This is a genomic window from Gorillibacterium sp. sgz306347 (assembly GCF_059735245.1).
Map to the genome: position 1 here is coordinate 105863 of NZ_JCAPET010000006.1, position 12806 is coordinate 118668.

11 protein-coding genes are annotated in these 12806 nt (G+C 56.5%); 1 reads left to right on the plus strand and 10 read right to left on the minus strand.

Annotated elements, in window-relative coordinates; genetic code table 11:
* Positions 1 to 66 precede the first annotated feature (66 nt).
* The 7 genes from murA to AC6I6H_RS05555 all read right to left on the minus strand — a co-directional run bounded on the left by murA (position 67) and on the right by AC6I6H_RS05555 (position 8620).
* Positions 67 to 1362, minus strand: coding sequence for a UDP-N-acetylglucosamine 1-carboxyvinyltransferase (gene murA / locus AC6I6H_RS05525; RefSeq protein WP_497952529.1), 1296 nt, complete (start codon positions 1360 to 1362; stop codon positions 67 to 69).
* A 504-nt stretch (positions 1363 to 1866) separates the two neighbouring features.
* On the minus strand, positions 1867 to 2808 hold the full coding sequence (gene rnz, locus AC6I6H_RS05530) for a ribonuclease Z (RefSeq protein ID WP_497952531.1): 942 nt from the start codon (positions 2806 to 2808) through the stop codon (positions 1867 to 1869).
* A gap of 27 nt (positions 2809 to 2835) precedes the next feature.
* A complete protein-coding gene (gene metH, locus AC6I6H_RS05535; protein ID WP_497952618.1) occupies positions 2836 to 6252 on the minus strand; it encodes a methionine synthase in 3417 nt (1138 codons plus the stop codon).
* Between the two features lie 206 nt (positions 6253 to 6458).
* Entirely contained in the window at positions 6459 to 7268 is an 810-nt protein-coding gene (locus AC6I6H_RS05540) for an HAD family hydrolase (protein ID WP_497952533.1), read from the minus strand.
* A gap of 28 nt (positions 7269 to 7296) precedes the next feature.
* Positions 7297 to 7806, minus strand: a complete 510-nt coding sequence (locus tag AC6I6H_RS05545) for a hypothetical protein (RefSeq protein WP_497952535.1) — start codon at positions 7804 to 7806, stop codon at positions 7297 to 7299.
* Positions 7796 to 7987 carry a DUF896 domain-containing protein gene (locus AC6I6H_RS05550; RefSeq protein ID WP_497952537.1) on the minus strand — a complete coding sequence of 64 codons (192 nt, stop codon included), beginning with the start codon at positions 7985 to 7987 and terminating at the stop codon, positions 7796 to 7798. The genes AC6I6H_RS05545 and AC6I6H_RS05550 overlap by 11 nt, the downstream gene beginning before the upstream one ends.
* A 177-nt stretch (positions 7988 to 8164) precedes the next feature.
* The gene (locus AC6I6H_RS05555) at positions 8165 to 8620 is read right to left on the minus strand and encodes a LysM peptidoglycan-binding domain-containing protein (protein ID WP_497952542.1); all 456 of its coding nucleotides are present in this window, start codon (positions 8618 to 8620) and stop codon (positions 8165 to 8167) included.
* A gap of 174 nt (positions 8621 to 8794) precedes the next feature.
* Here AC6I6H_RS05555 and lexA point away from each other — a divergent pair, with 174 nt between their 5' ends.
* Positions 8795 to 9418, plus strand: coding sequence for a transcriptional repressor LexA (gene lexA / locus AC6I6H_RS05560; RefSeq protein WP_497952545.1), 624 nt, complete (start codon positions 8795 to 8797; stop codon positions 9416 to 9418).
* 86 nt (positions 9419 to 9504) lie between these two features.
* Here lexA and AC6I6H_RS05565 read toward each other — a convergent pair whose 3' ends face one another.
* From AC6I6H_RS05565 to nirB, 3 genes are read right to left on the minus strand one after another with little or no spacing between them, the layout of a single operon-like run.
* Positions 9505 to 9831, minus strand: coding sequence for an iron-sulfur cluster biosynthesis family protein (locus AC6I6H_RS05565; RefSeq protein WP_497952548.1), 327 nt, complete (start codon positions 9829 to 9831; stop codon positions 9505 to 9507).
* Positions 9832 to 9858: 27 nt separating this feature from the next.
* Positions 9859 to 10179 carry a nitrite reductase small subunit NirD gene (nirD, locus tag AC6I6H_RS05570; protein ID WP_497952552.1) on the minus strand — a complete coding sequence of 107 codons (321 nt, stop codon included), beginning with the start codon at positions 10177 to 10179 and terminating at the stop codon, positions 9859 to 9861.
* Positions 10180 to 10230: 51 nt separating this feature from the next.
* A complete protein-coding gene (gene nirB / locus AC6I6H_RS05575) occupies positions 10231 to 12654 on the minus strand; it encodes a nitrite reductase large subunit NirB (protein WP_497952559.1) in 2424 nt (807 codons plus the stop codon).
* Positions 12655 to 12806: the final 152 nt, after the last annotated feature.

Genomic DNA, 12806 nt, shown 5'->3' on the forward strand with positions numbered 1-12806 from the left:
GTTCAGCATCAATAATGAATGGTACAGGGGCCTGTCCAGCCATGCGGCGCAATCGTGTCAAGCTTGTTATACGCCAAGCGCAAGCGCACCGGTCTCCACCTGACCATGATCTTCATCATACCGCAGCTCCGCGCCAAGCTGCCGGAAAAGGCCGATGACGTTCTCGTACCCGCGTTCAATGTGTTCAACGCCGGTAACGCGCGTAACGCCGTCGGCGGTCAGGCCCGCCATGATCAGGCATGTGCCTGCGCGCACATCCGAAGCATGAACGAAAGAACCGGAAAGCGGAAAGCCTCCCTGGATGAAGGCGGACCCGCGGCGCACTTCCACACGGGCGCCCATGCGTTTCAGCTGCGCGATGTGGTTGAACCGTTCCGGGTAGACCTTCTCGGTAACGATGCTGCGTCCTTCCGCTTTCAAGAGCAAAGCAGTCAGCGGCTGCTGCAAATCGGTTGCGAACGCGGGATACATGCCCGTACGCACCCGGGCGGCTCTAAGCTTCACATCGCCGTATGCCGTAATGCTGTTGTCCTTCACTTCAATGTGAAGCCCGATTTCACGCAGCTTGGAGATGGCGCTGCCCAAATGCTCGGGGATGACATCCTCCACCGTAACAACGCCTCCTGTGGCCCCGGCTGACATCAGAAAAGCGCCGGCAATAAGCCGGTCCGGAATAACCGTGTATTCGACGCCGGAGAGGCTTTTTACGCCTTCAATGCGGATGGAGTCGGTGCCCGCTCCGTAAATACGCGCGCCCATCAAATTCAGAAGATTCGCGGTGTCGACCACTTCCGGGTCTTTGGCCGCATTGCGCAGCTCGGTCGTTCCCTCGGCCAGGACAGCCGCCAGCATCGCGTTGATGGTGGCGCCCATGGTGATCATATCGAAATAAACGACCGCTCCGTGAAGACGGGCCGCTTCCACCGTGTAATAGCCTTCGTGAAAAGAAAACCGGGCTCCGAACGCCTCCAGCGCTTTGACGTGCTGGTCGATCGGGCGGGAAACGAAATTGTCCCCCCCGGGATAGCCGATGGTCACTTTGCCCATCTTGGCCAGCAGCGCGCCGACAAAGTAATACGACGCCCGGTAAGAAGAGGTTCTTTCCCGGTTCAGGCTGCTGGAATGAATCGCGCTGGAGTCCACCAGCACGTCTCCGGCTTCGTCGCGCGTCATGGAAATGCCGATCTCCGAAACGATATCTTCTATAAAACGGAAATCCAGAATGTTCGGAATTCCCTTCAGCTTTACGGTGCTTTCCGCCATGCAGGCCGCCGCCAGCAGCGCGAGCGAGCTGTTCTTGGAGCCAGGAATTTTAACGCTGCCCTTCAGCGGTCCCGAAGGATTGACTTCAATCCATTTCATCACGGCTTCCCCCTTGATCTGACATCGATGTCCGTTCTTTTTTTGTATCGGATCCGGATCGGGGTTCGATTAGCTTTGTTGCGGGCGGAAGGTATGTAGCGCACGGCAACGGTGTGTTCCGGTTCCTTGTGCGTTCCGGCTTCGGGGCCGGAATCGTTGTACTGATCTCGCCTGCCGACTTCTTGCCCTTAATCGACCCATTATCTTTATTATCCAATTCCGTAGGCTTTAATCGTTGCGAGGACGATCCGTCCCCAGCGTTCTAAAACGGTTCTATGGTTTCCGGCGTTCCGCTGCAGGCCGGGTGCTCCCCCGCTTGCTTGTATCCGGATGATTGTTTGAGTGAACGCCTTCACCAAGTAAGTTTTACCCAAAACCCGGCGGAAGCGAATCAAGCTTTTGCAAGATGGAGAAGAACACAAAAAAAACCCAGCCTCAATCTTACCATAATTTTGGGCTGGGGGGAATATTTAATTATCTTAAAAAAATCCGCTCCTCCGCCGCTTATGCACCGGAATCAGGGGAATATTTTTCAACCGGAACGGTCATAAAATCGCTTGCCAAATAAGCTTCCGCAAATACCGCTCGGGCCTCCTCCAGGAGCTGCTCCTCGGCCCCTTGGTAACGCGAGCTGATATGCGTCATCACCAGCTTGCGCGCCCCGGCGGCAAGCGCCGTCTCGGCGGCTTCCCGCGCGGTGGAATGGCCGTAATCGCGCGCCATGTCGGCTTTATCGTCTGAGAACGTCGCTTCATGCACCAGCAGGTCCGCCGACCGGGCCAGCCGGGCCGCGGTTTCATTTTTGCGCGTGTCGCCGATTATGGCCACCGTTCTGCCCGGTACGTCCGGACCGATGAAGCGGCGGCCGTCAATGGCCCGCCCGTCTTCCAGACGGACGGTTTCGCCGCGCTTCAGAGCGGCGAACAAGGGACCGGGCCGGAGCCCGAGCTCCCGCAGCTTGTCGGCGTCCAGCTTGCCCGGCCGGTCCTTTTCCGTCACGCGGTAACCGAAGCATTCGATCCGGTGATCCACGCGTCCCATCTCGACCCGGAACCGTTCGTCTTCATAAACGACGCCTTCTTCCTCCAGCTCCACGACCTCAGCCGGAAACTTCATCCGGCATTCGCTGATCGCGAGGGCCGACCGGACAAAGGCGGCAAGGCCTTTTGGTCCAAACAGCGTAATGGGCGTGTCGGCGCCCTGGTTGGAGCGGGTGGACAGAAATCCGGGAATGCCGAACAAATGGTCCCCGTGCAAGTGCGTGACGAACAGCTTGTTAATCCGGCCGGGCTTGATAGGCGTCCGCAAAATCTGATGCTGCGTGCCTTCGCCGCAGTCGAACATCCACAAGCCGCCTCCCTCCTCCTGCAGGTTCAGGACGGAGGAAGTGACGTTGCGCATTCTGCTGGGCGTGCCGGCGCCCGTGCCGAGAAACGTTAGGTCCATCTGCCTTCCTCTCCAATCGGCGTCAAATCAAGCTTTTTCCACGTTGAAATACTTGGCCTGCGGATGCGCAAATACCATGGCGGACACCGAAGCCTCGGGTTCCATCATAAAGCCTTCCGTCAGCTGCACCCCGATGTCCTCGGGCTTCATCAGCCGGAACAGCGGCTCCTGATCCTCCAGATTCGGGCAGGCCGGATAACCGAACGAGACGCGGATGCCCTGGTAACGGGCTCCGTGGCGCTGCTTCATGGTCATTTCCGCCGGATCGGGGAATCCCCATACGTCGCGCATGATATGGTGCACCCGCTCGGCGAACGCCTCCGCAAGCTCCAGCGCGCAGGCTTGCACGGCGTGCGACTTCAAATAGTCTCCGTTCTCTTTGTAGCGCTCGGCCAGCTCCCGGATGCCTTTTCCGGCCGTTACGACCAGAAACCCTACATAATCCATAATGCCGCTATCCACCGGCTTCAAGAAGTCAGACAGGCAGAGATAAGGTTCGGCCTCCTGGCGAGGGAACGAAAACCGCTCCAGAACCTTGGAAGGGTCGGCCGGATCGTATACAAGGATATCGTTGCCGTCCGATTGCGCCGGGAAAAAGCGGTACATGCCGTTCGCCTGGATCACGCCTTCCTTTTGTGCCTGGGCGAAGATGGCATCCACGGTTTCTTTGAGCTCTACCGCTTTGGCGGCGCCTTCCTTCAGCTGCTTTTCCGCCGAACCGCGCAGCCCGAGGTGATGCCCGAGCAGCATTTCCAGGTTGACGTACGGGAGCAAGTAGTCGATCGGGTAATTCTTCAGCACGTGCCGTTCCGTATCCGGAGCCGGAAAGACGGGCGCCTGACGGTCGATGGTCGTGTTCACGGCGCGCGTCAGCTTGACGCCCTCCAGGTTTTTGTTGCCGGCTTCCTGAACATGAGACGCCTTCAGTTCCCGCAGCTCTTCGATCAGTTTGCCGCGCTTTTCGGGGTCGCTCAGCTTGTTGGCGATGTCGAGGCCGTCCATGGCGTCTTTTGCATAAAGCACCAGACCCTCGTATTCCGGCTGAATCCGGGTGCGGGTAAATTTGCGGGTCAAGGCAGCGCCGCCTACCAGAATCGGTACGTCGATCCCGGCTCCGCGCAGGTCCTGCGCCGTGATAACCATTTGCTGCGCCGATTTGACGAGCAGTCCGGACAGGCCGATGGCGTCCGGCTTCTCCCGGTGGAAGGCTTCAATCATCTGCTCCGGCGGCACCTTGATGCCCAGGTTAATGATTTGATACCCGTTATTGGACAGAATGATTTCCACCAGGTTTTTCCCGATGTCATGCACGTCGCCCTTGACCGTGGCCAGCAGAATTTTTCCTTTGACCGCACTCTCGGTCTTTTCCATAAACGGCTCCAGGTACGCGACGGACGCCTTCATGACCTCGGCGCTTTGCAATACCTCCGCTACGATCAGCTCGTTGTTGTTGAACAGGCGGCCGACCTCTTCCATGCCCTTCATTAGCGGGCCGTTGATGATCTCGAGAGGAGAGTATTTGCTCCTTGCTTCCTCCAGATCGGGAATCAGCCCTTCCTTGCTGCCTTCCACAACGTAAGAGGCAAGCCGCTCCTCCAGGCTGAGGTTGTTTGTTTTTTCTTTGACGACGACCTTCTTGGTGCGGAAAAAGGCCACAAATTCCGCCAGCGTCTCGTCATTGGTTTCAAAGATGAGCTTTTCGGCCAGCGTCCGTTCTTCTTCCGGTATGGAAGCATACCGCTCCAGCTTTTCGGTATTGACGATGGCATAGTCGAGTCCCGCTTTGGTGCAGTGGTACAGGTAAACGGCGTTCAGCACCTCACGGCCCGCTTCCGGAAGGCCGAAGGAAACGTTGCTCAAGCCCAGGATGGTCTGGCAGCGCGGCAGCTTTTCCTTGATCAGCCGGATGCCTTCGATGGTCTCGCCGGCGGAGCCGATGTACTGCTGGTCGCCCGTGCCCACCGGGAATACCAGGGGGTCGAAAATAATGTCCTCGGATTTCAAGCCGTATTTCGTTACGAGGAGATCATGCGACCGCAGCGCGACCTCCAGCTTACCCACCGCCGTAATGGCCTGACCGCGTTCGTCAATGGTGCCCACCACAACGGCTGCGCCGAATTTGTGGATCAGCGGCGTGACCCGGGCAAACTTCTCCTCTCCATCCTCCAGGTTGATTGAGTTGATGATCGCCTTCCCTTGGGAATAGGTCATCGCCATTTCCAGTACCTTCGGATCGGTGGTGTCGATCATAAGCGGCACTTTTACCTTTTTGACAACCAGCTTGAGGAACGTCTCCATATCGGACGCTTCGTCGCGGTCGGGGTCCTGGAGGCAGACATCGATGACATGGGCGCCTTTTTTGACCTGGCTGCGGGCAATTTCGGACGCTTCCTCATATTTTCCTTCCGCAATCATTCGTTTAAACTTCCGCGAGCCGAGCACGTTCGTCCGTTCGCCGACCAGGTAAGGACGGCCTTCCGGTTCAATATAAACCGTCTCGATGCCGGATACGGCCGGCAAATGGGCTCCGCTCCGCGGACGAGGCCGATAGCTGGCCATCGTCTCGGCGAGCGCGCGGATGTGGTCCGGCGTCGTTCCGCAGCAGCCGCCGGCCACATTCAGCCAGCCCTGCTCGGCAAAACCCGCCAGCTTTTTCGCAAGAGAATCGGGCGACTCGTGATAATGCCCGTCTTCGTCGGGAAGCCCGGCGTTCGGGTAGCAGCTTACCGCCGCATCGGTTAGCTGCGACAACGTACGAATGTGGTCGCGCATAAATTCCGGTCCGGTCGCACAGTTGAGGCCGACGGAGATCGGATGAAGGTGCTCCAGCGAAACGGCAAACGCCTCGATGGACTGACCGGCCAGCGTCGTGCCCATCGGCTCGATGGTGCCGGACAGCATGATCGGCAGCTGCTTCCCGGTATCGTCCATCGCCCGCCGGACGGCGATGCCGGCCGCTTTTACATTTAGTGTATCCTGGGAGGTTTCAATGAGAAACACGTCGACGCCCGATTCGATGAGTGCCACGGCTTCCACGTAATAGCTTTCTTCCAATTCGTCAAAGGTTACGCCGCCGGTAACGGAAAGCGTTTTGGTGGTCGGCCCGAGGGCTCCCGCCACGTAGCGCGGCCACTCCGGCGTCGTAAACCGGTTTGCCGCTTCCACCGCCAGCTTGGCCGCGGCCCGGTTGATTTCGTCGGCCCGGTCCTGGATGCCGTACTCAGCCAGCACCACGCTTGTAGCGCCGAACGTATTCGTTTCAATAATATCCGCTCCAGCCTCCAGGTACTGCTCATGGATTCTGGAAATCACATCCGGACGCGTCAAGACCAGCATTTCATTGCAGCCTTCCAGCTCTTCGCCGCCAAAATCGGCTGCGTTCAGATTTTCGCGCTGGATCATGGTGCCCATCGCGCCGTCCAAAATCAGGATTTTCTGCTGCATTTGCTGCTCCAATGACGGTTTGTTCACGGTTTGATACTTCCTTTCCGGCGTTAACGCGCTAGCGTCGGCATAAATTAACCCTAAGTGTAGCAGAATTGACACACGAAAAAAAGAACTCTCTCTTCTTTTGAAGCAAAACACAAAGAAAGGCAAATTCCCCAGGCGGTCCGGAGGATTTGCCTTGTGCTTCGTTCAAACGGAACCGTTTATTCCGCTTCTTCCTTGATCTTGCTTAGTACCCCGAGCAGTTCCCGGAGCCGGGTGATTTCGTAAGTGGGCACGATTTCGTCGGTCCGCGTCACGCCGTGCGCGTTGATCCAGACGTTGCGCATGCCGATGCTGCCGGAACCGAGAATATCCGTCGTCAATTTGTCGCCGACCATTATGCCTTCGGACGAATCAATGCCCAAAAGCTCGGCGGCGCGGCGGAAGATCGTCATGGCCGGTTTGCCTTCGCCAAACTCGCCGGAAATGATGATATGATCAAAATAAGCCGCCAGCTCGGGAAAGCCGGCAAGCTTCTCCTGCTGAAGGTCCGGCGCGCCATTGGTCAGCAGCAGCAGCTTGTACGATGCTTTCAGCTCGTCCAGTACTTCGAAGGTTTCTTCGTACGCAAGCGGTCGGGAACGGCGCTCCCGGGGAAAACGCTCCGCAAGCTCGGCGCCCAGACCGGCGTCTTCGACTCCGGCGGCCGCAAGCCCTCTTGTCCAGGCTTCCTTGCGGTAGCCGGGAGCCAGCGACTCCAGCTTGCGGAAGCTTTCCAGCTCGCCGCCGGAAAAGTTGGCCCAGAGCGCTTCAAAGGGATTGATGCCAATCATTTTGGTAAACGCAAACGTCTCGAAGGACTCGTACAACGTCCTCGCTTCCCGGCGGACCTCTTCCTCCAGCCGGTCCGGGTCAAGCTCCGGCCGGCATTCGGCGGCATACCGGCAGGTGGCTTCGAAAGCTTCCTTTACGCTCCGCTCATCCCACAGCAGCGTGTCATCCAAATCGAATAAAACCGCTTTGATGGCCATCCTAATCCCCCGACTTTCCGAATTATCCTTACATTTCGTTCAGTTTGATATCGTTCCGGACGGCGAACTCGCGCAGCGCGTTCGAAACCTCCGCCACCGGGAACCGGTGAATAAACTTCGTAAAGGTCCAGGCTTTGCGCTTCACCTTCATCTGGATGACGAGGCCGCTTTTCATCAGCCGGATCTCCTCAATCTCGTGGGCGTATGCCGTTTGAAACCCGGTGAACCGGCGGGCGGTCAGCGAGTTCCTGCCGACTGACAGCGTCGGCCGGTTGATCACGAGCAGCAGGAGCGCCAAAGCGACGTAAACCGCAAACCAGATCCAGGCGCTTTGCGTCATGTTTCCGGCGGAATAGGTCAGCCAGAGATTGACGACGGTCATGAAAATCAGAAAGATGGGAAGAATCCAGTAGCGCCCTTTATAGGTGATTTGATTTTCCTTGGTGACGGTTCCCAAAGGAGCAAGCCCGTCCTTCTTGCGTTTCTTGTTGATGTCTTTCTGGTTCTTCTCAACCATGCGCTCCCATTTACGGGACATTGTTTTCTTCATCCTCTACGAATTTGATGGATTCCAGCTGATATTTCAAGGACCGCTTGAACGCTTCAATGTATACTTTGCGGAGCTCGTTGCGTTCCTCCAGCTCCTCGTCGGTCAGACCGGTCGACTTGGCCTTGCGGGCAAGCTCGTTGATCCGGGCAACCGTTTCATCCATGTTCATGTTTCAGCCTCCCGTGTTGCGTTATCCCTTCTACTTTGCCATTCGCCCGAAAGGTTGTCAAGGCAATCCGGCCGAATGAATGGGACGCAAATGCAAAGAAGCACACGGCTTTCGGGCCATCCGGCGGATGACGGCAAAACCGGTGCTCCTGTATGTGAATAGCCTGTTGAAATGGACTTAATTGGACGGGGGCAAGGCAAGAATTTGACCCACTTGAAGCTGCGGGCTTTCCAGATCATTGCAGCTCATCAATTGATCGATATAGCGAGACATTCCCACGCCGTTGCGGTGTTCTCTCGCAATGCTCCACAGCGTATCCCCGGGTCCGACATCGATCAGCTTTACGGATGCTTTCTCTTCCAGGTTTATCGCAACAGAGGAGTCCGAACCTGTGTTCGTCCCCTTGGCAGAATCTACTCCTACCGCATAAGCTTTAAGCAAAAAGCCGGAGAAAAAGGTCACCGCTACGAGCATAGCGAAAACTACAGCCATCAGTTTATACTTGGGTCCAGCGGTCAAGCGGCGGGAAAAATCCGGCTTGGCAGCCGGCATATTCATCTTTTGTTTACCGGTATTTTCATTATGTAAACTACTCGTCCGATTATTGCCCCAATAAACGATGACCGAATTCATATCAAGCCCTCCCAAACATTTGTTCTGCTTTTACTATAAAGCGAACATACGTTCATGTCAACAGAAAAAGCGAACAAATGTTTGTTCTTGTGCGAACGGACTCGAACTTATGTTTGTACGAACTCCGGTTCTATGTTATAATTTGCTTACATTTCCTATGATGGAGTGATTCAATTGACGAAATTATCCGGCCGCCAGCAGGCCATTCTTGAATTTATCCGCAACGAAGTCCGGGTAAAGGGATATCCGCCTTCCGTCCGGGAGATTGGGGAAGCCGTCGGTCTCGCTTCCAGCTCCACGGTACACGGTCACCTGGACCGCCTGGAAAAGAAAGGCCTGATTCGCCGCGACCCGACCAAACCCCGGGCCATCGAGCTGCTTGGCGGCGGAGAAGAGACCGAAACGGTGTTCTCCTTTGCCGTATCCCGCGTTCCGCTGATCGGCAAAGTGACGGCCGGCATGCCCATTACTGCAACCGAGAATATCGAAGACTATTTCCCTCTCCCCTCTCATTATGTCGGGGACCATACCGTCTTTATGCTGACGGTCGAAGGCGACAGCATGATCAACGCCGGCATCCACAGCGGCGACTATGTGATCGTTCGCCAGCAGCAAACCGCCAACAACGGCGACATTGTCGTTGCCATGACGGAAGACGATGAAGCAACGGTTAAAACCTTCTATAAGGAACGGGACCACATCCGGCTGCAGCCGCAGAACGATACGATGGCCCCCATTATTCTTCCCAACGTATCCATTCTCGGCAAGGTTGTCGGCGTATTCCGGGATATTCATTAATCCATTCCGGGTACGGCATAGCAAAACCCTCGCGTCCATCCGGCGCGAGGGTTTTGCTTTGTTCCTTTGGTTTTCAACCGTCTCTGTCAGCGCGCTTCCCTCAGGTCCTTGACCCGGACATTGGCGCTGAACAGCGAGCCTTCGCTGCTGACCTTGAAGGAGGGGTATCGCTCCTCCGCCTCCAGCCGCATCGTTTCGTCAAACTGCCCTTGCTGCTGCCGGTCCACGTAGAAGAGAAAAGGATCGTCCTGCACCTTGATGTCGGTGCTATTCGGAGCATCCAGCAGCTGGAGCACGAGCACGCCATTGCAGCCGCAATCTTCGGTGTCGTAATACAGCTTGAAGCAGCCTTTTCCGCCGCCCAGATGCTCCCTTAACCGGTTCTCCGTCAGCTCGTTCAGCGTGATCTTCATGCTTTGCTCCTCCTCCCGTTCCCGATCCTACAGGAAAAGCTTTACTTCCCCGTTTTCTTCCTTCACCACATAGGTCTGCACTTGCCCCTGATCGGGCGCTTGAACAAGACCTGTGGCCAAATCGATTTTCCAATCGTAAAGCGGATCATAAATGTACCGGCCGGAAACAATGGCTTCCGTCAAGGTGCCGCCTTTCGGATGCGGACTGGCATTGTCGATGGCGAACAGCTCCTTGTCGGAGGTGCGGAAAACCGCCAAAACCCGGTCCTCCACCTGCACCGTTCTCCCGATCCGGGACGGAAACGCCTCGCTTTTGCCGATGAAAATGCCGTTTGCCTGCTGCGTCATGAGCCTGAAGCACTCCCTTCTATGATTACCCGGCCTGCCGGACCGGAATCCTCAAAGCTGCGGTTGAACCACTTCAAAATATGCCGACCGGGCTTTATCGTCGGCCAGTACCTTTTTCCACGGGTCCTCTACTTTCTGCAGCGCGAACTCAATGCGCGCTTTCAGGGCTGCGCGGTTGTCGGTGTCTTCCACGACCGCCTGCTTGATCGCGTCCAGACCGATCCGTTCCACCCATTCCGAGGTCCGCTCCAGATACTTGCCGGTCTCCCGGTAATGCTGCATGACGGCTGCCACTACGTCCACCAGTTCACCGTCCGTCTTCACCTTGCACAAGGAATCGGCCAATCGGGGCTTGATGCCCCCGTTGCCGCCGACAAAGATTTCCCAGCCGCCGTCGTTGCCGACGATTCCGATGTCTTTGGTGCACGATTCCGCACAGTTCCGCGGGCAGGCGTTAACCGCCATTTTGAACTTCGCCGGGAAGTCCAGCCGTTCAAACTTGCGTTCCAGCAGCTCGCCCATGGCCATGGAGTCCACCGTACCGAACCGGCACAAAGGCGCGCCGACGCATGTTTTCACCGTGCGCAGCGATTTGGCATAGGCATAGCCGGAAGGCATATCCAGCTCCTCCCACACCTTCGGCAGATCCTCCTTGCGGACGCCGACCAGGTCGAGGCGCTGTCCTCCTGTTACCTTAACCACTTTGATGTTGTATTTCAAGGATACGTCGGCAATTTTCTTCAAATCCTCCGGCGTTGTAACCCCGCCGTACATCCGGGGAACGACGGTATACGTGCCGTCCTTCTGAATGTTGGCGTTCAGGCGTTCGTTGACGAAACGGGATTCCTTTTCGTCCACATACGTGTCGGGATAGAGCATGGTCAGATAATAGTTCAGCGCCGGACGGCATTTGGAGCAGCCCTCTTCGTTTTTCCAGCCGAGGCCGCGCATGGCTTCGCGGATCGTCCTGAAGCCTTGGCCGCGAATCCCTTCAACCACTTCGTCCCGGTTCAGGGTCGTGCAGTCGCAGATGCCCTGCTTTGCGGCAGCGCTGAAGCCGTCGCCGAGAACATACTGCAAAATCTGTTCGACTACCGGCTTGCAGCCTCCGCAGGAGCGCGTCGCGCCGGTGCAGGCCTTGATTTCGTCTACGGTGGTGAGGCCCTGGTTTTGGATGACATCGACGATCGTTTTCTTCGTTACCCCGTTGCAGCCGCAGACGATTTCATCGTCCGCCATGGCTTCGACCGAAGCGCCTTTTCCTTCATGCTTGCAGCCGCTTCCCATCAGTTGGCCGTAAATCTCGTCCGTCATCTCGACGCCCTGGCGCACGTATTTTTGCAGGACGGCGGAATCCGTCACATCGCCGAAAAGAACGGTACCGACAATTTTGTTATCGCGAAGCAATATTTTCTTGTAGGTCCGTTTCCACTGGTCCTTCGCCGCGATGACCGTATGCTCGGGAGCGGTCAAAAACTCGCCTGCGGAGAACACATCCACGCCCGAAATCTTTAGCTTCGTTGACACAATCGAGCCTTGGTAGCCTTCGGTTTCCGCGCCGGCCAAATGTTTGGCCAATACGGTACCCTGCTCGAACAAAGGAGCGACCAGTCCGTAACAAACGCCGCGGTGCTCGACGCATTCTCCGACGGCATAGACGTCCTCCAGCGAGGTCCGCATAAGATCGTCGACCAGAATGCCGCGCTTGGCTTCAATCCCGCTTTGCACGGCCACCTGAACGTTGGGCTTGATCCCGACCGCCATCACGACCAGCTCGGCCGGAAGCTCCCCGCCGTCGGCAAACCGAAGGCCTTGTACCCGTTGGTCGCCGTAAAGCTCTGCGGTTTGCTTGCCCATCGCAAATTTGATGCCCTGCCGTTCCAGCTCTTCCTTCAACATGGCGGAGGCTTCCGGGTCGAGCTGGCGCTCCATCAGATCTTCCATCAAGTGGACGACGGTGACGTCCATTCCCAGGTTGACCAAGCCTTTGGCGGCTTCCAGGCCGAGCAGCCCGCCGCCGATAACGGCGGCCGTCTTATAGGTTTTGGCCGCTTCCAGCATGGCCGTGCAATCCGCAATGCTGCGGAAGCCGATAACGCCGTCCAGATCATGACCGGGGACCGGAAGAATAAACGATTGCGAGCCGGTTGCGAGAAGGGCCAGATCGTAAGGAATGGACAGCCCTCCGTCGGTGCGGACAGTCTTGGTTTCCGCGTCGATCCGCTCCACTCGCTGTCCGGTGTGGAGCGTAATGCCGTTTTCTTTATACCAGTCCCACTGGTTTAATACGATATCGTCCAAATTTTTGCTGCCTTCCAAAACATAAGAAAGCATGATACGGTTATAATTCGGGTGAGGTTCGTCACCAATTACGGTGATTTCATATTCCGTCGTCAATTTTAAAACCTGTTCAATGGTCTGGATCCCTGCCATCCCGTTTCCGATGACGACCAGCTTTCTTTTATCGGATGTCATATGCAGTGCTCCTTAAAGGTGAATTTGACTGTCTTGGCATTATACCTTTTTTCGGTTTTTAACTGTGTGATTCCAATCACAAGCGATAAGATCTTTTCGGCTCTTCGTGGACAACTCACAAGGAATGCGTTAATAATGAAAGAAGATTCCTT